This window comes from Hypericibacter terrae, assembly GCF_008728855.1.
GTDB lineage: Bacteria > Pseudomonadota > Alphaproteobacteria > Dongiales > Dongiaceae > Hypericibacter > Hypericibacter terrae.
The window spans coordinates 3,583,663-3,608,439 of record NZ_CP042906.1 but is presented as its reverse complement, the minus strand read 5'-3'; the positions used below and the strand labels follow the sequence as shown (position 1 = coordinate 3,608,439).

General features: G+C 66.0%; 29 protein-coding genes. 16 read left to right on the top strand and 13 right to left on the bottom strand.

The annotated features are described in order from the left end of the window. Positions 1-16: 16 nt before the first annotated feature. Entirely contained in the window at positions 17-415 is a 399-nt protein-coding gene (locus FRZ44_RS16395) for a VOC family protein (protein WP_151178200.1), read from the bottom strand. 98 nt (positions 416-513) lie between these two features. Here FRZ44_RS16395 and FRZ44_RS16390 point away from each other — a divergent pair, with 98 nt between their 5' ends. Then, on the top strand, positions 514-1,215 hold the full coding sequence (locus FRZ44_RS16390) for a helix-turn-helix transcriptional regulator (RefSeq protein ID WP_151178199.1): 702 nt from the start codon (positions 514-516) through the stop codon (positions 1,213-1,215). A gap of 290 nt (positions 1,216-1,505) precedes the next feature. On the opposite strand, the gene FRZ44_RS16385 is transcribed toward FRZ44_RS16390, so the two are convergent. The 3 genes from FRZ44_RS16385 to FRZ44_RS27615 all read right to left on the bottom strand — a co-directional run bounded on the left by FRZ44_RS16385 (position 1,506) and on the right by FRZ44_RS27615 (position 3,813). Then, positions 1,506-2,063 (bottom strand): SRPBCC family protein, encoded by a 558-nt coding sequence (locus FRZ44_RS16385; protein WP_151178198.1) that lies wholly within the window; start codon positions 2,061-2,063, stop codon positions 1,506-1,508. A 699-nt stretch (positions 2,064-2,762) separates the two neighbouring features. Further along, complete coding sequence (locus tag FRZ44_RS16380) at positions 2,763-3,005, bottom strand: hypothetical protein (RefSeq protein ID WP_151178197.1); 243 nt, start codon at positions 3,003-3,005, stop codon at positions 2,763-2,765. A gap of 73 nt (positions 3,006-3,078) precedes the next feature. Further along, positions 3,079-3,813, bottom strand: a complete 735-nt coding sequence (locus FRZ44_RS27615; RefSeq protein WP_151180327.1) for an FMN-dependent NADH-azoreductase — start codon at positions 3,811-3,813, stop codon at positions 3,079-3,081. Between the two features lie 273 nt (positions 3,814-4,086). Here FRZ44_RS27615 and pdxR point away from each other — a divergent pair, with 273 nt between their 5' ends. From pdxR to FRZ44_RS16345, 6 genes are all read left to right on the top strand, one after another. After that, on the top strand, positions 4,087-5,508 hold the full coding sequence (gene pdxR, locus FRZ44_RS16370) for a MocR-like pyridoxine biosynthesis transcription factor PdxR (protein WP_151178196.1): 1,422 nt from the start codon (positions 4,087-4,089) through the stop codon (positions 5,506-5,508). A 204-nt stretch (positions 5,509-5,712) separates the two neighbouring features. Next, on the top strand, positions 5,713-6,231 hold the full coding sequence (locus FRZ44_RS16365; RefSeq protein ID WP_151178195.1) for a GNAT family N-acetyltransferase: 519 nt from the start codon (positions 5,713-5,715) through the stop codon (positions 6,229-6,231). Between the two features lie 114 nt (positions 6,232-6,345). Beyond that, positions 6,346-7,608, top strand: coding sequence for an acetamidase/formamidase family protein (locus FRZ44_RS16360; RefSeq protein WP_151178194.1), 1,263 nt, complete (start codon positions 6,346-6,348; stop codon positions 7,606-7,608). Between the two features lie 16 nt (positions 7,609-7,624). Further along, entirely contained in the window at positions 7,625-8,227 is a 603-nt protein-coding gene (locus FRZ44_RS16355) for a hypothetical protein (protein WP_151178193.1), read from the top strand. Positions 8,228-8,417: 190 nt separating this feature from the next. Continuing rightward, on the top strand, positions 8,418-8,873 hold the full coding sequence (locus FRZ44_RS16350; protein ID WP_151178192.1) for a carboxymuconolactone decarboxylase family protein: 456 nt from the start codon (positions 8,418-8,420) through the stop codon (positions 8,871-8,873). Positions 8,874-8,907: 34 nt separating this feature from the next. Further along, positions 8,908-9,228 (top strand): DMT family transporter, encoded by a 321-nt coding sequence (locus tag FRZ44_RS16345; RefSeq protein ID WP_151178191.1) that lies wholly within the window; start codon positions 8,908-8,910, stop codon positions 9,226-9,228. A 48-nt stretch (positions 9,229-9,276) separates the two neighbouring features. On the opposite strand, the gene FRZ44_RS16340 is transcribed toward FRZ44_RS16345, so the two are convergent. After that, on the bottom strand, positions 9,277-9,960 hold the full coding sequence (locus FRZ44_RS16340) for a glutaminyl-peptide cyclotransferase (RefSeq protein ID WP_151178190.1): 684 nt from the start codon (positions 9,958-9,960) through the stop codon (positions 9,277-9,279). 109 nt (positions 9,961-10,069) lie between these two features. Further along, positions 10,070-11,290, bottom strand: coding sequence for a helix-turn-helix domain-containing protein (locus tag FRZ44_RS16335; RefSeq protein ID WP_151178189.1), 1,221 nt, complete (start codon positions 11,288-11,290; stop codon positions 10,070-10,072). 128 nt (positions 11,291-11,418) lie between these two features. Between FRZ44_RS16335 and FRZ44_RS16330 the strand changes: the two genes are divergently transcribed. The 5 genes from FRZ44_RS16330 (at position 11,419) to FRZ44_RS16310 (ending at position 14,843) form a co-directional block, all read left to right on the top strand. Continuing rightward, positions 11,419-12,186, top strand: a complete 768-nt coding sequence (locus FRZ44_RS16330; RefSeq protein ID WP_151178188.1) for a DUF899 domain-containing protein — start codon at positions 11,419-11,421, stop codon at positions 12,184-12,186. A gap of 189 nt (positions 12,187-12,375) precedes the next feature. After that, a complete protein-coding gene (locus FRZ44_RS16325) occupies positions 12,376-12,615 on the top strand; it encodes a hypothetical protein (RefSeq protein WP_225308294.1) in 240 nt (79 codons plus the stop codon). A gap of 223 nt (positions 12,616-12,838) precedes the next feature. Continuing rightward, complete coding sequence (locus FRZ44_RS16320; protein ID WP_151178186.1) at positions 12,839-13,192, top strand: ArsR/SmtB family transcription factor; 354 nt, start codon at positions 12,839-12,841, stop codon at positions 13,190-13,192. Next, entirely contained in the window at positions 13,189-13,629 is a 441-nt protein-coding gene (locus FRZ44_RS16315; RefSeq protein ID WP_151178185.1) for an SRPBCC family protein, read from the top strand. The genes FRZ44_RS16320 and FRZ44_RS16315 overlap by 4 nt, the downstream gene beginning before the upstream one ends. Further along, a complete protein-coding gene (locus tag FRZ44_RS16310) occupies positions 13,626-14,843 on the top strand; it encodes an MFS transporter (RefSeq protein WP_151178184.1) in 1,218 nt (405 codons plus the stop codon). The genes FRZ44_RS16315 and FRZ44_RS16310 overlap by 4 nt, the downstream gene beginning before the upstream one ends. Positions 14,844-14,857: 14 nt before the next feature. On the opposite strand, the gene FRZ44_RS16305 is transcribed toward FRZ44_RS16310, so the two are convergent. Beyond that, the gene (locus FRZ44_RS16305) at positions 14,858-16,318 is read right to left on the bottom strand and encodes an MFS transporter (protein ID WP_151178183.1); all 1,461 of its coding nucleotides are present in this window, start codon (positions 16,316-16,318) and stop codon (positions 14,858-14,860) included. A gap of 140 nt (positions 16,319-16,458) precedes the next feature. On the opposite strand from FRZ44_RS16305, the gene FRZ44_RS16300 reads away from it, so the two are divergent. Further along, the gene (locus FRZ44_RS16300; RefSeq protein WP_151178182.1) at positions 16,459-17,349 is read left to right on the top strand and encodes a LysR family transcriptional regulator; all 891 of its coding nucleotides are present in this window, start codon (positions 16,459-16,461) and stop codon (positions 17,347-17,349) included. 21 nt (positions 17,350-17,370) lie between these two features. Here the strand turns inward: FRZ44_RS16300 and FRZ44_RS16295 are convergent, their stop codons facing one another. Further along, positions 17,371-17,997 carry a nuclear transport factor 2 family protein gene (locus FRZ44_RS16295; protein ID WP_151178181.1) on the bottom strand — a complete coding sequence of 209 codons (627 nt, stop codon included), beginning with the start codon at positions 17,995-17,997 and terminating at the stop codon, positions 17,371-17,373. A 153-nt stretch (positions 17,998-18,150) separates the two neighbouring features. On the opposite strand from FRZ44_RS16295, the gene FRZ44_RS16290 reads away from it, so the two are divergent. Further along, a complete protein-coding gene (locus FRZ44_RS16290) occupies positions 18,151-18,768 on the top strand; it encodes a GNAT family N-acetyltransferase (RefSeq protein WP_225308293.1) in 618 nt (205 codons plus the stop codon). A gap of 14 nt (positions 18,769-18,782) precedes the next feature. Here FRZ44_RS16290 and FRZ44_RS16285 read toward each other — a convergent pair whose 3' ends face one another. The 4 genes from FRZ44_RS16285 to FRZ44_RS16270 all read right to left on the bottom strand — a co-directional run bounded on the left by FRZ44_RS16285 (position 18,783) and on the right by FRZ44_RS16270 (position 21,675). Further along, complete coding sequence (locus tag FRZ44_RS16285; protein ID WP_151178179.1) at positions 18,783-19,157, bottom strand: hypothetical protein; 375 nt, start codon at positions 19,155-19,157, stop codon at positions 18,783-18,785. A 103-nt stretch (positions 19,158-19,260) separates the two neighbouring features. Then, on the bottom strand, positions 19,261-20,130 hold the full coding sequence (locus FRZ44_RS16280) for an alpha/beta fold hydrolase (RefSeq protein WP_151178178.1): 870 nt from the start codon (positions 20,128-20,130) through the stop codon (positions 19,261-19,263). 89 nt (positions 20,131-20,219) lie between these two features. Next, entirely contained in the window at positions 20,220-20,669 is a 450-nt protein-coding gene (locus tag FRZ44_RS16275; RefSeq protein WP_225308292.1) for a MarR family winged helix-turn-helix transcriptional regulator, read from the bottom strand. 91 nt (positions 20,670-20,760) lie between these two features. Further along, complete coding sequence (locus tag FRZ44_RS16270) at positions 20,761-21,675, bottom strand: LysR family transcriptional regulator (protein WP_151178176.1); 915 nt, start codon at positions 21,673-21,675, stop codon at positions 20,761-20,763. A gap of 124 nt (positions 21,676-21,799) precedes the next feature. On the opposite strand from FRZ44_RS16270, the gene FRZ44_RS16265 reads away from it, so the two are divergent. Further along, entirely contained in the window at positions 21,800-22,666 is an 867-nt protein-coding gene (locus FRZ44_RS16265; protein WP_151178175.1) for an NmrA family NAD(P)-binding protein, read from the top strand. An 82-nt stretch (positions 22,667-22,748) separates the two neighbouring features. After that, positions 22,749-23,702 (top strand): oxidoreductase, encoded by a 954-nt coding sequence (locus FRZ44_RS16260; RefSeq protein WP_151178174.1) that lies wholly within the window; start codon positions 22,749-22,751, stop codon positions 23,700-23,702. 19 nt (positions 23,703-23,721) lie between these two features. Here the strand turns inward: FRZ44_RS16260 and xth are convergent, their stop codons facing one another. Continuing rightward, positions 23,722-24,636, bottom strand: coding sequence for an exodeoxyribonuclease III (gene xth, locus FRZ44_RS16255; RefSeq protein WP_151178173.1), 915 nt, complete (start codon positions 24,634-24,636; stop codon positions 23,722-23,724). Positions 24,637-24,777: the final 141 nt, after the last annotated feature.

Below are 24,777 nucleotides of genomic sequence, written 5' to 3'. Positions count from 1 at the left end.
ACGTCCAGCTCAGTGCCTAAATCTCATATTTCTTGATGGCCGCCGCGCTGACCGGCGTGAAGAAATTGACCAGGTTCCCGTCCGGGTCGCGAAACAGTAGGGAGCGGTTGCCCCAGGGCTGGGTCGTCGGTTTCTGGACCACGTCGCCGATCACCTTCTCCAGCTTCTCGAATTCCTTGTCGACATCCTCGACGCGGAACTCGAGGATGGCGCTGTGGTTGTCGGCGGGGCGGGCCGCGCCGGCCCCGAATAGATCCATGGTGCGCTGGCTGCCGATCGCCAGGGTGCAGGACGGCGTCTTTAGTTCGGCAAAGTCGTCCGTGTACCAGGTCGCGGCCAGGCCGCTGATCGCCTCATAAAATCGAACCAGGCGCTTGATGTCGTCGGTGATGACGCGCGTCGAGACGAAATCCATGGTCTTCCCTTCCGGTCTGGGCGCTCCGCGGTTGCGGGCGTTGCCGGGCTTGTAGCCGGGGCCTGCTGACAGCATGCTGGCAGCAGCAGGAGACCGCCATGCGCCGCGCCGACCGTTTGTTCCAGATCATCCAGATCCTGCGGCGCTCGAGCCGGCCGGTCACCGCCAGCGCGCTGGCCGGTGAGCTGGAAACCTCGAAACGGTCGGTCTATCGCGATATCGCCGACCTGATGGGGCAGCGGGTGCCGATCCGGGGCGAGGCGGGGCTGGGCTATGTGCTCGACCGCGGTTTCGACATGCCGCCGCTGATGCTCACGGCCGACGAGATCGAGGCCGCGGTCCTGGGCGCGCAATGGGTCGCCGAGCGCGGAGACCCGGTGCTGGCCGGCGCGGCGCGCGACCTGATCGCCAAGATCGCGGCCGCCGTGCCGGAACGGCTGCGCCCCTTCATCGCCGAGCCCAGCATCGGCGCGCCGCCCGGCAAGGCGGTGGCCCCCGACGGGCTGGATATCGCCAAGACCCGCCGATGGATCCGCAGCGGGCGCAAGATCCGCATCCGCTACCGGAACCGGGAGACGCAGGAGAGCGAGCGCACCGTCTGGCCGGTAATCATCGGCTATGCCGAGACCGTGCGGCTGCTGGCGGCCTGGTGCGAGCTGCGCCAGGACTTCCGGCATTTCCGCACCGACCGCATCACCGCCGCCGAATTCCTCGACGAAACCCACGGCTCCCGCCCCGGCGAGCTCCGGACCCGCTGGAAGCGCCATATGGAGAAGGAGCGCGGGGTGCGCATTTCGTGACCGCTGGCGGCGCAGCAGTGGCGCCCCTCTGGCGTTCATGCCGGCGGATCGATGACTTGCGCGTGGGTTCGACGGGGATCGAGGACCCGCTGCCCGCTGCGGCGCATCGCTTCGGCCGGCGCACGGCCCCGATCTTCCCGCTGGCGCCGCCGCCGCCATAGAACCGGTCGGCACCGACGGCCCCTGGGGCCCTTCGCCGCCCCCGGCTTCCATGAGGCTGAAGCCACTCACCAGCCCGCCGGACCAGGGCTGGCGGGCAGGGCGATGACCGTCAGCCAGCGGATGCGCTCCTACTGCGCAAGCCTGGTTTGGATTTCTTTCAGGCCGGCTTCGTAGACGCCGCTCAACGCGTCGTTCGCGTCCTTCTCCCGGCCGCTGTCCGGGGTATAGGTGCCGCTCCAGGTCACTGTCGAGATGCCTGCACTCTTCGCCACGACCGCGATCGTCGCCGTGTAATGCGTCACCGGCAACGGGCTCGAGACGAAGCTGTAGGAATAGGTGTGCTCTTCATCGCTGCGCGCGGTCTGCCGCTCCACGAACGTCGCCTTGCCGTCCTTCGTCACGAGGATTCGCGTCGGCGGGGTCTTGCCGTCCTCGGTGCAGCTGCCGACGGGCGGAAGCCAGTCCTTGATGGCGCAGAACGGGCCGATCATCGACCACACCGCCTCAGGCGTGCCGTTGACGTCCACGCTGCGCGACAGCGAGGCGGCAGAGGCCGTCGAGAGTCCTGCGCCCAGGAAGGCGAGCGTGCAAACGGTCAGCACGGCACCGGCGATTCCTGCAGTCGCGGATTTCTTTCGTGCGGATCGGAAGACACCATCGATGAGGCGGTTGCTGAAGTGAGGCATGATCAGTTCCTTTGTTGGCTGATGGGGCGCTCGGGCGCCGGCCATCGAAGACTTTCAAGCCCGCGCGCCGGGCTCCAGTTCGGGAACTGAATCCTTCCGGTACAGGATCTGAACCAACCCCGCGCTTACAGCGGGCATTGAAAATCCGAGGCGGGCCTGGTGCCGTCAACGCACCCCGCCTCGTCGCGCTGGTCCGTGCGGGCGCGGAATTCAAGAACGGCAAGCTCATCGAACGACCCGACGGATCAGAGGGTGGTGATCGGCAAGTCGCGTGGCATGCCGATCCACAGGTCTCGACTCCATGGCTGTTCAGCAATCGGCCGATGGCCACCCGCAGCCGAGGAGTCGTTCCACCTCGGCACGCTGCTCGACATCGAAGCCTGCCCCCAGGAGTCCGCACCATGTCTCTCCCGTCCGTGGCCTCGCCCGCCCTCCGCGACGATCGCGCCCCGCGCCCGGCCGTGTCGGGGGCGACGATCGCCCTGCGGCATCTGCGGATCGATGCGGCCTCGGATCTCGAGACCGTCAAGGCCGCCCTCGAATCCCTCGCCCCCCTGTGGACCCGGCCGTCGCCCGCTATCTGCGCGCGGGCGACCGGGATCGCGTGGCCTTGCAGGAGACGAGGGGCGCCAGATTGTCGATCGTCGTGGTCCGCGATCACGGCAGCTTCCTGGCGATCGCGAGCCGGGTGCGCAAGGCTTACGGGCAAGCCTCTACGCGCCGCTGCCTGTCCTGCTCTATGAGGACGACCGGGGCCGCGCGGTGTTCGAGGATGACCAGCCGTCCTCGCTCTTCGGCCAGTTCGGCGTTGACCAGGTCACCGCCGTCGCGCGCGCGCTGGATGACGAGCTGAACGCCGTCCTGCTCCGGGCAGCGGGGTGATCGATCCGGCAAGATGGTCCCGCCGTGAGCCGATTGCTGGAGCGAATTCTCGACGCCCATGGTGGCCTGGCGCGCTGGAAGACATACCGCCAGGTCGACGCCACGATCGTCAGCGGCGGTGGCCTCTTTTCGCTCAAGGGTGTGCCCCAGGATCCGACGCCGCGCCGGATGACCCTGTGGCTGCAGGAGGAGCGCTCTCCGGTCTTCCCCTATGGGGCGCCGGACCAGCAGGCTGGGGGCAGACACCGCCTGCAGATCGGGGGCGAAACGAAGAAAAATACTCTTGCAGCACTCGATCTGTCCTGGCCCTGGCCTCAGCGACGGCATCCGGACCGGAGCCCGTCCCTTCAATGGAGAAGAACGCCAGATCATGCAGTCCGATAATGCCCAGGACGGCCTTTAAGTATGGCGTCAGAAAGTCCGGCTGACGCGCGCGCTCCCCGGAAAATCTTCCGCCGGAGGATATGGCGACAAAGACCGGACGGTCGCGAAGCGTGCCTACTTTTCCTGCTGTGGTCACATTGAAGGTCCGGCGAGCCCGGACGACGTGATCGATCCAGGCCTTCAGTGCAGAAGGCACGGTGAAGTTATGCATGGGAGTCCCAATGACCACCATGTCTGCACTCTCCAGTTCCCGAATGAGCTCTTCGGACAGGGCCATGGAGCCCTCCCGAGATACGTCCGCGGACGACCCTTGGGAAATCGCGTAATCTTCATCGACATGCGATATCGCACCGCCACCGATCGCTCGGTTGACGACGATTGCCGTCGGCTCTTTCTGCAGCAATGAGCTGACAATCCTCTGAGAGAGTCTATAGCTCTCGGCGGCCTGCCCACGGGGGCTGCAAGTCACATGGAGAATTTTCATCATCTGCCCATTTCAGCCTGTTTCCAAATGCCGTCGCGGGCGCCCGATCTCTGGACGTCACAGGGGCGCCGAACACGCGATGATGATGTGAAGCGGGAGAGCGGCAATCCCAAGGTCCATGAATGGAGATCGGAACTGGTCCATGATGGCTATGGGCAGGCTGTGACGGTCTCGCCACATTTCCGCAAGAGGCTGTATTAGCTCGCTTTGAGCCGGCAATCGGGATCATTATGGCATAGTCACTTTTAATCCACCTTCGATCTGGACAGAGCCATGGCCATTGCGAAGGGCAGCAAGATCCCGCCGTTGGATCCATCGGCGACCGAACCCTTTTACCGCCAGATCTATGATCGGGTACGGAGCGCCATTACGAGCGGCGTGTTGAAGCCGGGTGACCGTATCCCCTCGGCACGCGCGCTGACCAAGGAACTGGGTCTGGCAAGGGGCACCATCGAGGCTGCTTATTCCTTGCTGGCTGCCGAGGGGTACATTCAGGCCCGAGGCCAGGCAGGCACCATTGTGACGCCGGGCCTCAAAGCGCGAACGCCTGTTGCCATCGCGAAACCCCGGTCCGACAGCGGCATTGCAAGGGTTAGTTTTCGCCCCGATTCAATTTTGCCGTTCCAGATGGGTTTGCCTGCCCTGGATGCGTTTCCGCGAAAGATCTGGGCAAGGCTGGGCGCGCGGTGCGTGCGTGCCATGCAGCCCTCTGACATGGTTCATCCTTCCGTCTACGGCTCGCCGGCGCTTCGTGCCGAGATCGCCGCCTATCTCCAGCTTTCGCGTGGGATCAGTTGCTTCCCCTCTCAGATATTCGTGACGTCGGGATATCGCCATACCATCGGGTTGATCGGTCAAGCCCTATTGAAGGCGGGAGATCGCGTTTGGCTCGAAAACCCCGGATACCCGCCGACGCGCGATCTCTTGAGGCATATGGATATTACAGCCGTCCCGGTACCGGTGGATCGGGAGGGCATGGTCATTTCCGCTGGCATCAAGCTGGCGCCAAAGGCGCGCGCCGTCGTGGTCACGCCTGCGCATCAGAGTCCGTTATGCGTGTCTCTATCCTTACCCCGGCGCATGGCGCTGCTGGACTGGGCTGCGCGAAATAACGCATGGGTCATCGAGGACGATTACGACGGCGAGTATCGCTATGTCAGCCGCCCTCTGCCTGCCTTGAAGAGCCTCGATCGCGATGGACGGGTGCTCTATGCGGGCACCTTCAGCAAAGTGCTCTTTCCGAGCATCCGGCTTGCCTATCTCGTCGTGCCGGAACCACAGGTCGGGAGGTTCGAGGAGATCAGTGAAGCCTTTGCAGGGGGCAGTCCCGGGCTGACCCAGGCGATCGTCACGGCCTTCATCACGGAAGGACATTTCGCGCGTCACATCCAACGGATGCGTACGCTTTATGCCGAGCGTCGCGAAGCGGCAAGAGCAGGCTTGGAAAGCGCGCTGGGGAAACATGTGCAGATCGAATCTCAGCCGGGAGGAATGCACCTGATCCTGCAGCTGCAAGCCGAAAGGTCGGATCGCTGGCTCGCGGCGCGCATGCGGGAAGAGGGCCTGTACGCGGAAGCATTGGCGGATTGGACGATGGATAATGTTGGAACCTCGACCTTGCTTCTCGGTTTCACGAATATCCACTCCCAGGGCACCGCGGAGACGCTCGGAAAGCGCATCCTGAAGCTGATATGACGCCGGCAGCGGCCCGTCTGGGCGCGCGCGTCTCAGGCGAGAACCTGTTCGTCATAACTCCATGCCCTCGGGCAATTGGACCCTCCGCCGAACCCCGGGGCGATTCATCATGGCCCAGTGCTCAAGACAAATCATGGCCTTTCTGAACCGGCACAAGCGACAGCAGATATAGGGTGTGTCAATTGGCGCGGATGAGGCTTCGTCATGAGCAACCGTATCGACGGCACCCCCGCTGCCGCTGCCGAAGCGTCAAATGCGACGGGCCGGGATATCGAGATCAGCAACGTCGAACAGCCCGCCGATATCGGCGCGTCCCATGCGGTTATGCTGGAGCTACGCCCGCATGTGAAGGATGCCGATTCGTTCATTCGACAGGTGATGCGGCAGCGCGAACAGGGATTTCGTCTCTCGGCAGCGTGGAGTGACGGCCGAGTTGTCGGGGTCGTTGGTTATCGCCTGCAGGAAAGTCTCTTGTATGGGCGATTCGTCTATGTCGACGACCTCGTTGTCCAAGAGAAATTTCGAAGTGATGGCGTCGGTGCGAAACTGCTTTCCGTGGCGCGCGCCTATGCGCGGGAACAGGGCTGCCGGCATTTCGTGCTCGATACGGGTTTGCACAAGGCGCTAGCCCAGCGTTTCTATTTTCGGCAAGGGCTGCTGACCCATTCCCTGGGTTTCTACGAGACACTGATCGAACCCGATGGCGGCGCGACGCAGCGCTGATCCATCTGCTGCGCAACCGGTGCGCCAGGCGAGAGGCGTCCTGTTGCGCACCGAAGTCGTCGCCAACCCGACCGGGCGGAAGCGTGTCGGTATGCTTTTCAGAGAGGACATCCCGTGAGAACCAATTTCGTTCGTACCCTGCCGATCGCTGCCTTGTTTCTGGCTGGGAGCTGGAGCATCGCCTTGGCCGATACCAGCGACGTCAAGGGCCCACCGCCGCTGATCGTGGCCAAGTCGGGCCCGCACTGCAAAGATGATCCCAACTGCTTCAACCGGATTCATTACGCCATCAAACCCGTCGCCCGGGTCAATCCCGGGCAGACCTTCGTCCTCGAGACGCGCGACGGGCTCGATTCCGATCTCACCTTCGAATCGACGGCCGAGGATGTTGCGGCCGTCAACCTGAACCGCTGCCATCCGCTGACGGGGCCCGTCTACATCGAAGGGGCCAAGCGCGGCGACGCCCTCGCGGTGACCGTGGTGGACATCGCGCCCGACGATTTCGGCACCACCACGATCGTGCCGGGATTTGGATTCTTGCGAGACCTGTTTCCCGATCCCTTCATCGTCCACTGGGTGCTGAACCGCCTGGAAGCCCGTTCGAAGGACATGCCGGGAATCGCGGTTCCCATGAATGCGTTCATGGGCACGATCGGCGTACTTCCGGACAAGCCGGAACTCGACAAGTGGCTGACGCGGGAGCAGGCGCTCGCCGATGCCGGCGGTGCCGTGCTGACGCCTCAGCCGGTTGACGCGCTGCCCGCGGATCTCTGCGGCGTCGACGGCACGGCGAAGAACGAGTGCGTGCGGACCGTTCCGCCGCGCGAGAACGGCGGCAACGTCGACGCCAAGGAGACAGTCGTCGGCACCACGCTGCTGTTCCCTTGCTTCATCGACGGCTGCGGGCTCTTCGCCGGTGATGTCCATTTCGCCATGGGCGGCGGCGAGGTGGCCGGCACTGGCATCGAGATGGGCGCAAAGGTAACGCTCCAGGCCAAGGTGATCCCGGGCGGAGCTTCGCAGCTTACGACCATGCACTTCGAAGGCGGCTCGCAGCTCAAAAAGCTGGCGCCGTCCAGCTTCTACGCGGTCACGGGGCTTCCGCTCAAGCCCGAAGGTGCGGTGCCGGTGTTTTCCACCTACCTTGGCGGCCAGAAGATTGCTCCGCTCGCCAACCTTTCCGAGGATCTCACCCTGGCAGCGCGAAACGCCACGCTCAATATGATCGACTTTTTGGTCAAGACGAAGGGCCTCACCCGCGAGCAGGCCTACGTACTGGCCAGTGTGGCCGTGGATCTCAACATCTCGCAAGTCGTCGATGTCCCGAACGTGGGTGTCACCGCGATCTTGAACCGCGACGTGTTCAAGCCGGAATAAGGAGATGCAAAACCTCATGAAGCGGCGCGCAATGCTGACGCTGGGGGCGGGTGCGGCGGCGTTTGTGTTCGCGGGGTACAGTCCGGCTGTCGTGGCTGCCGACGAGCGGAAAGGCCTCTTCGCAACTCAACTCGCCGATCTGGAGCCGGACGGCATGTGGACGATCTACCGGCGCTACCACCTCGTGATCGTCGGCCAGCGCGATGACGCGATAGCCAGCGGTTTCGCCGTGGCGGCGGTCGATGTGCTGGCGCGGTTTCTGCCCGCCTCGCGCGCCCAACTTGCTCGTGCACCCGACACGCGGCGCGTGGGCGTGCTCCTCGGCACGAATCAACAGGATGTCGCCATCATGGCGGCGGAGAGCGCCGAGGCGCTCTTTCTCGCCAAGCCGCCCTTCGAGGATCTCCGCAATGTGCCGCTGAGGCTCATTGTGTCATTCGGAAGCCATGTCCTGGTATGCCGGCCGGATTTCACGGCCCGCCATGCTTACCTCCTGGCGCAGACACTCGTTGCGCACAACGACGCATTACCCGCACCCGCCACCGCCCCTGCGGGTGTTGTCCCGGTACACCCAGGATCGCATGCCTTTTTCACCAGCGGGGAAATGCCCGATGAGTGACGACTGGGCCGCGATCTCGCTCGCCATCGACCAAGCGTCGTGATCCAGCACAGTTCCGCATCGCGCGGCGGAGGTGGCGACCAGAGCGGATAATTATGGACCAGTGCTGAACGAGGGTTATGGCCCTACTTATATAGGCCAAGAGACAGCACATCTAGGATCCGTCAATGAGCACAGATGAGGATCCGCCATGACTAGCCGTATCGACTACGCCAAGGCTTCGCCTGAAGGTTACAGGGCTTTCGGCGGGGTGCATGTCTTCCTTCAGAAATGCGGCCTTCCGAAAGAGCTAGTCGATCTCGTGTATCTGCGGGTTTCACAGATCAATGGCTGCGCATTCTGCATCGATATGCATACCCGCGAACTGCTCAAGTCGGGCCTGACGGTAGACAAGCTCGCGCTGGTGTCCGTGTGGCGTGACGCAGGCCGCCTATTCAGTGCCCGCGAGCGCGTCGCACTCGCTTGGGCGGAAACCGTAACGCGCGTGGCCGAGACCGGCGTTCCCGCTGCCGATTATGAGGCCGCTGCTGCTGAGTTCAGCGAAAAGGAACTTGCTGACCTCACCTATGCGATCGGCTTGATGAACGCCTTCAATCGCTTCGGGATTTCGTTCCGCTCGACCCCCGCTGCTGCCGCCAAAGCGTAAGAATCCATAAGCGAAACGAACAGGTCTGTCACAGATGGAATGGGCACTCCTTGGTATCGCCGGCATTCTCGAAATCGCATTCGCCTTCTTCATGAAGTCGTCTGCGGGTTTTACGCGATTGACACCGGCATTGCTGACGATCGCTACCGGCTTATCGAGCGTCATTCTCCTTTCAATCTCGCTTCGTACCCTACCCGTAGGGACTGGCTATGCGGTCTGGACCGGCATCGGCGCCGCAGGCACCGCGATTCTGGGAATCGCGATGCTGGGTGATTCCGCTGCGCCGATGAGGGTGCTCTGCATCGTTTTGATTTTGGCGGGTGTTATCGGACTCAGACTGGTCTCGGGGAACTGAGAACGACTTGCGCCCTGCCGGGTCTATCCGAAACTACGCCATGGTCGGTTACTTGCGCGGGGAGCCGCCAGGGGTGCCGGTACCGCCGCTCACTGCGGCGCCGTGCTTCGGCCGGCGCACGGCCCTGATCTTCCCGCTGCTGCCGCCGCCGCAATAGAAGCGGTCGCCGCCATCGGCCTCGAGGCCCGACACGGTGACGCCGGCCGGCATCTCGAGCGTCTCCAGCACCTCGCCGGTCTTCGGATCGACCCGCCGCAGCTCGCTCTGCTCGGCTTCCCAGGTGGCGTGCCAGAGCTCGCCGTCGCTCCAGGTGACGCCGGTCACGAAGCGGTTGGATTCGATGGTGCGGAGGATCTTGCCGGTTTCGGGATCGATCTGGTGGATCTTCCGGTTGCGATGCTGTCCGACCCAGAGCGTGCCTTCGGCCCAGGTCATGCCGGCGCCGCCGCCGTCGGGCGTCGGGATCGAGGCGAGGATCTTGCCGGTCTCCGGGTCGATCTTGTGGATGCGGTCTTCGGCGATCTGGTAGAGATGCCTTCCGTCGAAGGCCGTTCCCGCATGCGCGGCGACATCGATCGAGCGCGTGATCGTCCCGCTGCTCGGATCGACGGCCTTGATGTCGGGGCCGGCCCCGAACCAGACCTGCTTGCCGTCATAGGAGACGCCATTCACGCGCTCCACGCCCGGGAAGGGCCCATATTCACGGATCATTTCGGCGGCTGCTTTTTTCATGGGCTCCATCCTGGTGTCGCGGTTCCACCATTTGATTCCGCATTTCTCAATCTGATCCGATTTCTTCTCCTCCCCCCTTGAGGGGGAGGGGTTTGATCGGTGCACAACACTAGTCGCCCGGCAGGGGCGGGGGGAGTAACAATGCCGTCGCGAATCCCGGTAGCGGCGGCGTCATCCAGCGCCTTGCGCGCCCACGGCCCAGGGGCTGGATCTTGCCGGCGGCCGCCAGCGCGTCGAGCGCGCGCTGCACGTGGCGCTGGCTCGTTCCCAGCGCCAGCGCCAGGGCCGAGCTCGACCAGGATTCCCCGTCGGCGAGGAAGGCGAGCACCGCGGTATGGGGCTCCTCGACGGTTCGTGCCAGCAGCACGACCTCGCTCCCGCGGCGCGGCGCCAGCAGGAAGCCCTGTCGGGTCGCGCTGATCCCGGCGAGCCCGCGCAAGGAAGCGCGAAGCCGCCCGATCTCGACCCGCAATCTCGCGCGGTGCGATTCATCGGCCTGCTTCGCGCCGAAGGCCTGCTTTACGAGACTCTCCCGCGAGACGTCGCCGGGCCAGGCCTCGGCCAGCGCGCGGACCAGCTTGAACAGCACCGGCCGCGTGGTGAGCGACACCATTTTCTGCGCGCCGCGCACGACATGGCGGCAGGCATCCACGACGAGCGCGTCCGTCGCCAGCAGCGTCTCGACCTCCTCGAGCCGGACGGGACGCTCCTCGCCGCGTGCGATCAGTCGCGCCGCGGGCGTGTCGAGCAGGCGCGAGGCGCTCTCGACCTCCGCCGTCAGCCCCGGGATGCCGGCCTGGCGCGCGGCGCGATCCGCGCGGGCCAACGCCGCGCGTGCGGCCTTGGCCTGCAGGCGGCGCATCGCGATCCCGGCCATCACCAGCTCGTGGGAGGCGCGCAAGGCGGGCGGAAAGGGGGCGGGGTCGAGTGCCGCCAGCTTGCGCTCGGCCTCATCGAGACGCCCGATCAGGAGCAGGCGCCGGACCTCGAGATAGCGCGCATGGGCGGCGTTGGCGAGGTCGCCATGGTCTTCGAGCGTCGCCCGCGCCGCGTCGAGCGCCTTGGCGGGCCAGCCCAGCTCGCGCGATGCCAGCGCGATCTCGGCCTCGGCGACGACGCAGCGCGCGCGGGCCACGAGCTCCCTCGGACCGAAGCTGCGCGCGGCATAGCGCAGCAGGAATTTCGCGCGATCGAAGTCGCCGAGCTGCGCCATCGCGATGCCGCGCAGGGCCAGCGCCGGCGCGTCGTCGCGCAAGGCGACGCGGTCGAGCGCGCCGAGCGGATCACCCGCCGCGAGGGCGCGCGCCGCCGCCGTGATCAGGGAGTCCATGCAAATCCCGCCACACTTGTCACTCCCACCCGCCGAGGGCCGGTCCCTAATCTACCTCACGACGACAGACCGGCAAGCCGGTTCGGGTCAGGACCCGACGGCAAGGATCAACCCAAGGAGAGAGACCGATGACGACGCAACATGCGACCGGAACCCGCAAGGAATGGCTGGCGGCGCGGCTCGAGCTGCTCGAGGCCGAGAAAGAGCTGACGCGGCGCAGCGACGAGCTGGCGCGCCGCCGCCAGGCGCTGCCCTGGGTCCGGGTGGAGAAGGAGTACAAGTTCGAGACCGACGAGGGAGCCGCCACGCTGAAGGACCTCTTCAAAGGGCGCTCGCAGCTCATGGTCTATCACTTCATGTTCGGGCCCGAATGGAAGGCGGGCTGCCCGTCCTGCTCGGCGATCGCGGACGGGTTCGACGGCAGCGTCGCGCATCTGGCGAACCACGACGTCACGCTGATGGCGGTGTCGCGGGCGCCGCTGGTGAAGCTGCAGGCCTATAAGCGGCGCATGGGATGGCATTTCCCCTGGGCCTCCTCCTTCGGCGGCGAGTTCAATTTCGACTTCAATGTCGCCTTCACCGAGGAGCAGCAGCGCAAGGGGACCATCGAATACAACTTCAAGCGCGGCGGCCACGTCATGGACGAGGCGAACGCGCCGGAGCCGGTCCGCCAGTTCGCGGCCACCTGCGGCACCGACGCGCCCAGCTTCACGCGCGACCGGCCGGGCTTGAGCACCTTCGCGCTCGAGGACAGCGTCATCTACCACACCTACTCGACCTATTCGCGCGGCGTGGACGGGATCTGGAGCATGTATCAGTGGCTCGACCGCGCCCCCAAGGGCCGCAACGAGCAGGGCCCCTGGTGGAAGCGCCATGACGAGTATGGGCCGTACTGAGCGGCGGAATCGAAGAACGCGATGCTTCTCGTTCCTGTCATTGCCGGACTTGATCCGGCAATCCAGTGATTGCGCCCCTCTCTACTGTCATCGCCGGACTTGATCCGGCGATCCAGGGGCCGGTGAGACTGGATGCCCGGGTCAAGCCCGGGCATGACAGGGAAACGAGGGGGAGAAGGGAGTCAAACCATGAGTCTCACGAGCGCAAGCGGACGTCAGGCAATCTCTTTCGGCGCAGCCGACTGGCTCTGCCTCGCGGCCGCGCCGACCTTCGCGGCGATGGCGCTGCTGGCGGGCGGTCCGGCGGACATGATCTGCTCGGCCGCGCATGGCGGGTCGCCCTTCGGCGGCATGGTGCCGATGTACTGGCTGATGAGCGCCTTCCACGCGGTGCCCTGGCTGCGGCTGATTGCGCGACGGCGGGTCTGATCCGCGTCACATCCCACTTAATCTCCTCCCCCCCTTGAGGGGGAGGTTAGGGTGGGGGGTATCGAAGAACGCGATGATGAAAGAAGCCATTCATCTCGCGAATATCACTTACACCGAGTGTGCGGCACCCCCCACCCTAGCCTCCCCCTCAAGGGGGGAGGTGAAGAAAGCGGGGCGGAACCGGGGGTTGACAGGCCCGCCACGCCGCCCAATACTTCGCCATATGGTGAACCATCAAGAACGTCTCAACCGCACCTTCGCAGCCCTGGTCGATCCGACCCGGCGGGCGATCCTGGCGCGGCTCGAGCGCGAGGACGGGGCTTCGATCAGCGCGCTGGCGGCGCCGTTCGCGATCAAGCTGCCGGCGGTGATGAAGCATCTCGACGTGCTCGACGAGGCCGGGCTGATCACGCGCTCGAAGCAGGGGCGGGTCGTGACGGTGCGGCTCTCGCCGAAGCCGATGAAGGAGGCGATGGAATGGTTCCGCCGCTATGAGCGCTTCTGGACGGCCAGTCTCGACCGGCTCGCCGCCTATGTGGAGCGCGAGGAAAGGGAAGCAAGGAAGAAGCCGCGATGACCAGCCTCACCCTGACGCGCCGGCTCAAGGCGCGGCCCTCGATCGTGTTCGACGCGCTCACCACGCCCGCGGGCATCGCCGCCTGGTGGGGTCCCGATGACGGACCGGTGCTGCTGACCGAGACCGACCTGCGCGTCGGCGGCCGGTTCCGCGTCCGCTTCCGCATGCTCGACGGCAGCGAGCATGAGAGCAGCGGCGAATATCTCGAGATCGTCAGGCCCGAGCGGCTGGCCATGAGCTGGCGCTGGGCGGGCAACGAGGATCCCGGCGAATCGCGCCTGGAGTTCCGGCTCCGAGCCATCGCGCAGGGCACCGAGCTCACCTTGACCCATTCGCGCCTGCATGACGAGGATACCCGCCGCAGCCACGAGCAGGGCTGGAACGGCGCGCTCGACAAGCTCGAGCGTCATTTGAATGCGAATGGAGACGCTGAATGATCAATGTTCATTACCGCTGGGTGATCGTGGCGGCCGGCGGGCTGCTCGGGTGCGTGGCGATGGGCGCGATGTTCTCGCTGCCGGTCTTCCTGCGGCCGATCGCGGAGGAGACGGGGTGGTCGGTGGCGGGCATCTCGAGCGCCATGACCATCGGCTTTCTGGCGATGGCCTTCGGCAGCATGGTCTGGGGCAGCCTGTCGGACCGGCTGGGGCCCCGCTTCGTCGTGATCGCCGGCTCCGCCATTCTCGCCGCGAGCCTGGCGCTCGCCAGCCGTGCGAGTTCGTTGGTCGAGTTCCAGCTCATCTTCGGTCTCTTCGTGGGGCTGGGCACCGCCGGCATCTTTGCGCCGATGATGGCCTGCGTGACGGGCTGGTTCGACACGCATCGCAGCCTCGCCGTCTCGCTGGTATCGGCCGGCATGGGCATGGCGCCGATGACCATGTCGCCCTTCGCGGCCTGGCTGATCGAGCGCCATGACTGGCGGACCTCGCTGCTCGTCATCGCCGTTCTTGCGGCGGCCATCATGATTCCGGTCTCGTTCCTGGTGCGCCGTCCGCCGGCGCTCGCGGGTGGGCCTGCCGCCAGCACGGCCGGCGCTGCGCCCGAGCCCGCCATGACGATGAGCCAGGCCCTGCGCTCGCCGCAGTTCATCGTCCTGATGCTGACCGGGTTCTTCTGCTGCGCCACCCATTCGGGCCCGATCTTCCACACGGTGAGCTATGCCGTGACCTGCGGCATCCCGCTGATCGCCGCGGTCTCGATCTATAGCGTCGAGGGGCTGGCCGGCATGGGCGGGCGCATCGCCTTCGGCCTCATGGGCGACCGGTTCGGAGCGAAGCGCGTGCTGGTGGTGGGCCTGCTGCTCCAGGCCTTCGGCGCGCTGGGCTACTTCTTCGTGCACCAGCTCTCGGGTTTCTATGCCGTGGCGGTGGTGTTCGGCTTCATTTATGCCGGCATCATGCCGCTCTATGCGGTGCTGATCCGCGAGAACTTCCCCTTGCGCATGCTGGGGACCGTGACCGGCGGCATCATGATGGCGAACAGCCTCGGCATGGCGACGGGGCCGCTGGCAGGCGGCCTCATCTATGACAGCTTCGCGAGCTACAGCTGGCTCTATGTCGGCGCCTGGGGCATCGGCATCGGCGCCTTCCTGATCGCCATGACCTTCAAGCCCTTCCCCAAGGCGCAGCCTGTCCCGGTGCCGGCGGAATGAGCCTGCACCGCGCGTCAGGACGCCTTTGCTGAGCGTGAAGGGCGGCCGGCGATCCTGCGGCTTGCGCCCGCGATGGCGATCGCGCCGACGATCAGCGCCGCCGCGACGGCGAAGGTGATCCGCATGCCGGTGGCCACGGCTTCCGGCGCTGCCGTCGCGATGTCGGTGGCCGCCGAGGCGATCGCGAACAGCGCGCCCATCGCCGAGGCGCCGGTGATGAGGCCGAGATTGCGCGACAGGCTGAGCAGGCCGGAGATCACGCCCCGCTGGTCGGCGTGCACATCCGCCATCACGGCTGTGTTGTTCGCGGCCTGGAACAGCTGATAGCCGGGCGTCAGGACGGCGATGGCGGCAACATAGCCCGCAACGCCGAACAGGGCCGGCAGCAGGGACAGCGCCAACGAGCCCGCCGCCATGGCGACGAGTCCGACCATGACCATGACGGGCGCGCCCAGCCGGTCGACCAGGCGGCCGGCCGGGATGCCGCTCACCGTGGAGATGGCCGGGCCGATCGACATCACGATCCCGACGATCGCCGCCTCGAGCCCGAGCGAGCGAGAGAGATAGAACGGCCCCACCACCAGCGTCGCCATCATCACCGCCGAAACCAGCAGGTTCATGGCGAGGCTGCCGCTCAACAGTGCATCGCGGAACGCCGCCAGCCGGATCAGGGGAGACGGCACTCTCGCCTCCACCAGCAGGAAGAAGGCAGCGCCAAGGAGCGCGGCCAGCAGCAGGGCGATGTTGAGCGGACCGAAATGGCCGCGCCCCAGGGTCATGGCGAGCCCATAGGCCGCGAGCGCCAGGGCCAGCAGCAGCGTGCCCAGGGAGTCGAAGCCGGGCCGATCCGTCTTGGGGTCGTGGCGATCGAGGGGCAGATGCCGATAGGCCAACAGCAGCGTCAGCAGGCCCAGCGGCACGCTGACGAAGAAGATCGCGCGCCAGCCGAACCCGGCGATCAGGACGCCGCCGAGCGAGGGCCCGAGCGCCGTGCCGACCGCGGACATGGTTCCGAGCAGGCCCATGGCGCTGCCGGTCCTCGCCTTCGGCACCGTCTCGCCGACGAAGGCGATCGTGAGGGCCATCATGATGGCCGCCCCCAGGCCCTGCGCCGCGCGGGCGCCGATCAGCAGCCATAGGGCGGGCGCGACACCGCAGAGGGCTGAGGCCGCCGTGTAGAGCGCGATCCCGGCCAGGAGCAGCCGCCGGCGGCCGGCGATGTCGCCGAGCCGGCCGACGCTGACGATAAGGGTGGTGATGGCGAGGAGATAGGCGAGGACGATCCACTGGACCGCCTGGAACGAGACGCCGAACGCCTGGGCCAGGGTCGGCAGGCCGACATTGGCGATGCTGGTGCCGAGCGAGGCCAGCAGCATGGACAGCGAAAGACCGGCGAGCGCCCAGCGGACCGACGATGTCCGTTGGGTGCCGTCCGCGGCTGCCTCAATTCGTCCTGCAATGATCGATTTCACCATGACCTCCGGCTTGGGGACCCCCTAAGGGGCTTGCCGAAAATCTAGTCCTTGGGCTGGCATGGCGGAACGCGCATGATTTGCACTTTATTCGTGCGTTTGACGCCATGTCATATCGAGCGGTCTGTGCTAGGGTCGGGGGCATGTCGAGGCCCGATCTCAACCTGCTCGTCACCCTGGACGTGCTGCTGGCGGAAGGCAGCGTCGCGCGCGCCGCCCAGCGGCTGCGCCTCAGCCCCTCGGCGATGAGCCGGGCGCTGGCGCGGCTGCGGGAGACGACCGGCGATCCGCTGCTGGTCCGCGCCGGCCGCGGCCTGGTGCCGACGCCCCGCGCGCTCGAGCTCCGCGAACAGGTCGGCCAGCTCGTGCAGGACGCGGAAGCCGTTCTTCGCCCGACCGAGAAGCTCGACCTCAAGAAACTCGTCCGGACCTTCACGCTGCGGACCAGCGACGGCTTCGTGGAGAGTTTCGGGCCGGTCCTCATCGCCCGCGTCGGCAAGGAAGCGCCGGGCCTGCAGCTTCGCTTCCTGCCCAAGACGGACAAGGACAGCACGCCCCTTCGCGAGGGGGCCGTCGATCTGGAAACGGGCGTGGTGGGGAAGTTGACGGGCCCGGAGGTACGGGTCCAGGCCCTGTTCCGTGACCGCTTCATCGGCGTCGTGCGAAAACGGCACCCCTTGAGCCGGGGCAAGGTCACGGCCGCCCGCTATGCGGCCGGACGGCATGTGCTGGTCTCGCGGCGCAGCCTCGATTGGGGTCCGATCGACGAAGCCCTGAAGTCGTTCGGGCTGGAGCGGGAGATTGCGACGGTCGTCGGCGGCTTTGCCGCGGCGCTGGCCCTGGCGCGCGCCTCCGACCTGATCGCCAGCGTGCCCGAACGGCATACCGGCAGCCTGCGCGCCGGGATGCACAGCTTTCCGCTGCCCGTGCCCGTGCCGGAGATCACGGTCTCGCTGCTCTGGCACCCGCGGCTGGATGCCGATCCCGCCCATCGCTGGCTGCGCACCTGCGTCAGGGACGCTTGCGCGGCGTAGAGAAGAATTCGCGACCGGCGATCAGAACATCGTATTTCTGTTTGCGGCCGTCTCCGGTATCGGCCGGATGACGTCCCAATGCTCCACGACCTTGCCGTTTTCCAGCCGGAAGATGTCGACGACCGCTTCGCCGCGCGGGTTGTCCGAGAGCCCGCGCCAATGGCTATGCAGGATGACGCGATCGCCTTCCGCGAAGACGCGTTTGATCTCGCCGCGGGCGTCCGGATGGCGGGAGAGGATCGAGGCGACGAATTTGCGCACGCCTTCCATGCCGTCTTCGATGTGCGGGTTGTGATGGCGATAGGTGGGGCCGGCATAAAGACGAAAGGCGCCCTCGATGTCGCCTTCCATGAGCCCCTTGTTATAGAAAGCGATGGCGGTGGCCTTGTTCGATTCCAACATGTCTGTGTTCTTCATGGTGCTACAAGCCAGGGCCCGCTCTCGCTTGAGCCGCCGCGACAAGCGCGAGCTCGAGGCCAGGCGGGGTCTGCTGAAGGTTCCTGGGCGGCTCATGTCGCCGATGATGTCGGGGCGCCGGATGTCGCGGCGCGTGAAAATCGCTCGCCCCCGGAACGAAACGCTCTCTCCGCCGCTGCAGGGCCGAACGGCAGGCCACCGGTCGGCACGCGGGCATGCACGGCTTTCCACTCATTCATGTTTGACTATTCGCAGCACTCTTGCAGATAGTGCTCCGCGTTGAAGGGGTGTTCCCGGTTGATGAAGGTTTGATGACGATGAGCGAAAGCCGATCGCGGGATCCGCTCCAGCCGCACTGTCATGCGTGAGCAAGCGGCCCCCGGCATGTCCGCCACGCCGATGAATATCCTGGTCCGCGCCTCGACGGACGCGGACGTGCCGGCGATGCTCGCCATCTACCGCCATCACACCACGCGCGGCGTCGGCGATCTCGGCGCCTATGAGGCAGCCCCGCTCGAGGAAGAGGATCTGAAGCGCCGGCGCAAGAACATGCGCAAACGCCGGCTGCCGCATCTGGTCGCGGAGGTCGACGGCACCATCGCCGGTTACGCCTATGCCGTGCCGTTCCGCAAGCGCCCCGCCTACCGCTATACGCTCAAGCACTCGATCTACACCCACCACGAGTTCGTCAATTCCGGGATCGGGCGGACACTGCTGCCCGCCCTGATGGAAGCCTGCGCCGCCGCCGGCTATCGGCAGCTCATCGGCTATATCGATGCCGCGAACACGCCATCGCTTCGCCTGCATGAGAGTCTGGGCTTCGTCCGCGTCGGGCTGTTGCCCGCGGTCAGCTTCAAATTCGGCGAGTGGGGCGACAGCGTCATGATGCAGCGGGCGTTGGGCCCGGGCGCCAGCTCGCCACCCGGACCCTGGGCGGCGACACCGTCTCCCATCGCCGGCCCAGCCACGCCGCCGCGCGACCCCGCCGATCCGGCATCCTGACCGTTCCGGCCGCGCTAAGAGCGGGGCGGCTCGCCCAGCAACATGGCGAGGGGCTTGAGGGGTCCGAGGGGAATGAGCTCGAACGTCATCATGCCGGCGACGGCCAGCGGCAGCTTTTCGAGCAGCTCATGCGCCTCGGCGGCCGTGTTGCAGTTCATGATGAAAACGACGCCATAGGCCTCGTTCTGGAAGAACCACTGGTCGATCTTGCCGGCCAGATGGAGACGGGTCGTTGCGCGGACCTCGAAGGGCAGAACGGCGGCGATCGCGTCGGGCGTTCCCTTGGCGGTCACATTGCCGATCGCCAGAATCTTGGTCGTCGGCGTGGCGAGGGCCGCAAGCGGAGGGAAGATGGCCACGTCGGCGCCGCGTTTGATGAGCTGGCTCATGATGTCGCTCCTCTGCTGGTGGAGAAAATTCGCGAACGGCTTCGTCGTTCCGCCGGATCGACGGGGGCCCGTGAATGGGATTCTTTTCAGGATTGTGGCAACGTCACGACAGCATGGCCTTGGCCACTTGCGCGGGCTCGTCGGCTTGCAGCCAATGGCCGGCGGGGATGACGGTGAGGGAGGCCCTCTTCAACTGCGCCTTGCGCCGTTCGGCCACAGCCACGGTGATGTAGGGGTCGTATTGGCCCCAGAGGAGCTTGACCGGAATATCGAGCGCCTTGAGCTCGGGCAGGCGCTTGGCATTCTTGGCATGCGCCTCGAAGAACCGGGCCGCCGTCTGAACGAAGGCGGGACCGGCGCCAGGTTGGGCGATGAAGTTGTCGCGGATCAGCGGCGCGATGAAATCGTTGAAATGGGCTCTCTGCGCCTCGGGCAGGGGATACTGGAATTTCTTCTGCTGCCAGGCGAGCAGCCAGCCGAACTGCTCGGGGCTTTCGGCGACCGCCATGGCGAGCTCATGGAGGCTGCCGGTCGCAAACAGCGTGATCATCTCGGGCCAGAGGACCGTGGAGTCCTCGGCATAGGCGGAATTGAGCATGACCACGGAGGGCACGCCCGCGGGATGGGCGAGGACATAGTTGAGCGAGGGGATTCCGGAGGAGTCATGGGCGACCGGGACGATCTTGCCCAGGTCCAGATGCCGCACGACGGCTTCGAGATCGCCCATCTGCTGCTCGAAGCTGTAGACGGCGCCGGCGGGCTTGTCCGAGGCGCCGAAGCCCAGGAAATCGAACGTCACGACGCGCCGCCCGCTGGCGACCAGATAGGGGACGAGGTCGTCCCAGATATGCAGGTTGTCGGGGAAACCGTGCATGAGCACGAAGGCGGGGCCAGCGCCCTTATAGTCGCGCGCATAGACGCGCCCCGGCGCCCGCGGAAAGAAATGCTCGCTGAAGGTGGGCTTGCTGTCCATGCGGCGCCAGCTCCCGGTTACGGTGGGCGTTGGAGGAAGGGCTTACCTTCCACGCTTTATGCTGCATATGCAACATAATGGGTAAATGTTCACGTCCGCGATGTCGGGTCCATGATGCGGTCGGCGATGGCCATCACGGCCGCCGTCCCGTCCTTGCCGAGCAGAGTCTTGGCCCGCTCTTGCGCCACCTGCCATGCCGGTTTCCCTTTGCGCAGCAGATCCTTGCCGGCTTTTGTCAGCTTGAGGGGCCGTCCTCGGCCGGCCGCCGCGTCCTGCATTTCCTCAGCCCAGCCTTCGGCGAGGATGACCTTGAGGTTCCGCGTCAGGGTCGAGCGCTCCTGATGGTGGAAACGCCCGATTTCCGCGCGGGTCGCCGGCTCGATCGTGCGGATGATCACCAGCAGGGCGAACTGAGGAGAGCCGATTCCGAAGGGCCGCAGCTCTTCGTCATAGATGGCTGTGAGGACTCTCGAGAGGAGGCGCGACCGCATCAGCAGGCAATGGCCGTTGATCTCGGCGATGGCGTCGTCGCGCTTCACAGGTGCTCTCGGCCGCATTCCGACATCGCGGTCTCTCTGATGCATATACAGCAAATTGTCAACTCCGACTCCGCCCGGACTGGCTTGCTCTTCACGCGTTCCGCGCCTCGATCACTTCGCTCACGAAGTCGATGAAGGCCCGTACCTTTGCTGCCGGGAGATGACCCGAGGGATAGAGGGCATAGAGCGGGAAGACCTGGCCGGACCAATCCGGCAGGAGTTCGACGAGACGACCCTTCTCGAGCAGATCCCGGATGCCGATGGCCTTGATCCGGGCAATGCCAACACCGGCGAGGCAAGCGCCCAGCAGTGTGCCGACCTCCGTCACCATGAGCCGTCCCGCCGTCTTGATCGTCTCGGTCCTGCGACCCTGCCGGTACTCCCATTCGACCATCGGCTCGCCTGTCAGCGAGTTGCGGACCTGGATGCAGTCATGATGGGCGAGGTCGGCGGGCGAGGCCGGCCTTCCCCGCTTCTTCACATAGGCGGGCGACGCCACCGTCACGGTGTGCGTCTCGAGCAGCTTGCGGGCGACGAGCGAGGAGGAGGGCGGCTGGCCGAAGCGCACGGCAATATCGAAGCCCTCACCAACGAGATCGCCCAACTGGTCGCGTGCGGCCAGCTCCAGCGCGATCTCCGGATAGCGCGCGAGGAAGCGGTGGGTGTGCGCGGCCAGCAACATGCTGGAGAAGAAGGCGTCGACATTCACGCGCAGGCGGCCGCGCACGACGGTCGAGGATCCCGCCGTCTGGGTGAAGGCGTTCTCGATGCCCGAGAGCAAAGGCACGATCTCGCCATAGAGCCGCCGGCCCTCGTCGGTGAGCGCGACCGAGCGCGTGGTCCGGTCCAGCAGCCGCACGCCGACGCTGGCCTCGAGCCGCGCCACCGCCCGGCTCACGCCCGAGGGCGACAATCCCAAGGCATCCGCTGCGCGCGCGAAACTGCCGCCTTCGACGATCGCCGCCAGCACGCCGATATTCGCCACCAACCGTCCGTCGAAGGCCATGGCCCGGTTTCCTTCCTTTGATGATTTAGTATCATCAATGATGTGACATAAGCGCACTTCAGGCAACGGTCGTTCGCGTCCATCTCTTGCCCATCGGGAAACGGACATCCAGAGGAGACGGACCATGTATGCGATCACGGGAATTACCGGCCAGGTCGGCGGCGCGCTGGCGACAGCCCTCCTGAAAGCCCACCAGCCGGTCTGCGCCGTGCTGCGCGATGCCGCGAAGGGTCGGGCTTGGGCCGAGCAGGGCTGCGCGGTCGCGCTGGCGGAGATGACCGACGCCGCGGCCCTGACCGTCGCCTTCACGGGCGCCGACGGCGTCTTCATCCTGCCGCCCTCGGAGTTCGATCCCGCGCCGGGATTCCCCGAAGCCCGCGCGGTCATCGCGGCCGTTACGACGGCCCTCGACGCCGCGCGCCCGAAGAAGGTCGTCTGTCTCTCGACGATCGGCGCGCAGGCCGAGCAGCCGAACCTGCTCACCCAGCGCACGCTCCTGGAGCAGGCGTTGCGCCGGCTGGCGATGCCGGTGACCTTCCTGCGCCCGGCCTGGTTCATGGAGAATTTCGCCTGGGATGTCGCCTCGGCGCGCGACCAGGGCGTCTTGCCGAGCTTCCTCCAGCCCCTCGACAAGCCGGCGGCGATGGTCGCGACCGCGGATATCGGTCGCATCGCGGCGGAGCTTCTGCGGCAGGAGTGGGAAGGATTTCGCGTGGTCGAGCTGGAAGCGGCGCGCCGTTACAGCCCCAATGACGTCGCCGCGACCTTTGCCCGTATCCTGGGCCATCCGGTCCGCGCCGAGGCCGTGCCGCGGGAGAGTTGGGGCAGCCTGTTCAAGGCGCAGGGCATGAAGGATCCGATCCCGCGCATCCAGATGCTCGACGGCTTCAACGAGGGCTGGATCGAGTTCGAACGCGGGCAGCAGGGCTCGATCAAGGGCGCGGTCGCGCTCGAGACTGTTCTGCGGGGATTGATCGAGGCCGGGGCCTGAAAGAGGAAATGCCGGTGATGCATCTTGCATCGCCGGCCGGTCCGCCCAGCTAATGGAGGGGCAAATCGAGAAGGACCGGTAATTGGACACCGAGCAGAAGCCGATCAAGTCGGGCTATGGCGCACAGACGACCGCCGAGGCGGTCGCCGCGGGCCTCGATCTCAGGGGCAAGCTTGTCGTCGTCACCGGCGGCTATGCCGGGATCGGTCTGGAGACCGTGCGGGTCCTCTCGAAGGCCGGCGCCTCCGTCATCGTCGGGGCCCGCGACATGAAGAAGGCCAAGGCCGCGCTGTCGAATATCGGCAGTGTCGAGCTCCTGCCGCTCGATCTTGCCGAGCCGGAATCGATCGACCGGTTTGCCGCCGAGGTCCTCGGCGCCCACAAGGCGATTCATGTCCTCATCAACAATGCCGGCGTCATGGCGATTCCGCTGACGCGCGACCGCCGCGGCTATGAGATGCAGTTCGCGGTCAATCATCTGGGGCATTTCCAGCTGACGACGCGGCTGTGGGATGCTCTCAAGCGGGCCAGCCATTCGCGGGTCGTGGCTCTGTCTTCCTTCGGCCACCGGCGCAGCCCCGTCCATCTCGACGATCCGAACTTCGAGCGTCGGCCTTACGACAAGTGGATGGGCTATGGCCAGTCGAAGACAGCGAACGTCCTGTTCGCCGTCGAAGCCGACCGGCGCGGGAAGGCGGACGGCATCCGTGCCTTCGCCCTTCACCCCGGCCGTATCCCCGGCACCGACCTGGGACGCCACATGACCGAGGAAGATTTGAAGGTGGTCGGCATCACGCGCGAGAACGGCGTCTTCAAGGGTCCCAACCTCAAGACGATCGAACAGGGTGCCGCGACCACCGTCTGGTGCGCCGTGAGCCCCCAGCTCGAGGGCAAGGGCGGCGTCTATTGCGCGGACTGCGATATCTCGGCCGTGATCCCGGATGACGGCCAGGACTCCGCCGGGGTGCTGCGCTGGGCGATCGACAAGCCGATGGCGCGGGCCTTGTGGGATCTCAGCGAGAAGCTCACCGCTTAGGCCGCTTCCCGGCGCCGCGTCACTCGGCTGAGCGACCGCGTCCTCGTCCGGAGGGCTTCTTCGGCTGGGCTCTGCTGCGAGAGGACGGTTTGGGCGGCCCCGACCGGGCGGCGGGTCTCGCTGCCTTCGCTTTTCCAGCCTGCGCTCTTACGGTGGCGCCTTTCTCGGCAAGCTCGATCCAGGTCGGCGCGTGGTCGCTGGCCTTGGGCCAGCCGCGGACCTCGCGATCGACCCCGGCGGCCACCAGGCGCTTGGCGAGTGCGGGGCTGAGGAGCAGATGGTCGATCCGCAGGCCCGCATTGCGGCCCCAGTGATTCCGGAAGTAGTCCCAGAAGGTATAGATGCGTTCGTCGGGATGGAGCGCGCGCAGCGCGTCGGTCCAGCCCTGCGCCACCAGTGCCTGGAACGCCTTCCTGCTTTCCGGCAGGAACAGCGCGTCGTTCTTCCAGCTCTCGGGCTTGTAGACGTCGAGATCGGTCGGGATCACGTTGTAGTCGCCGGCCAGCACGAAGGGGATCTTTCGCGCAAGCTGCTTCCTGGCGTAAGCGGAGAGCCGCTGGAACCAGCGCAGCTTGTAATCGAACTTCGGACCCGGCGCCGGATTGCCGTTCGGCAGATAGAGGCAGCCGATGGTCGCGCCGCCGATCGCGGCCTCGATATAGCGGCTATGGTCGTCCTCGGGATCGCCCGGCAGTCCGCGGCGCGTCTCGACCGGGGTGGCACCGCGCGCCAGGATGGCGACGCCGTTCCAGCTCTTCTGGCCCTGCCAGATCGCGCCATAACCGGCCTGTTTCAGGGCCGCCTCCGGAAATGCCTCCTGCGGCGTCTTCAGCTCCTGCAGACAGACGATGTCGGGCTTGGCCGTGCCCAGCCAGCGGATCAGGGCGGGCAAGCGCCCGTTGATGCCATTCACGTTGAAGGTCGCGATCTTCATGCGCGGCTGCCTCCCTCGCTCCAGTCGGGAGCGAGCTTCCCCGGTCGCGGCTCGGGGGACAAGCCTTTCCGCCGAACGTATTGCGAAGGAGAGGGGGTGTGGGCCGGGCGGGACAAGAGCTCGTCTGCCGTTTCGGTGGCC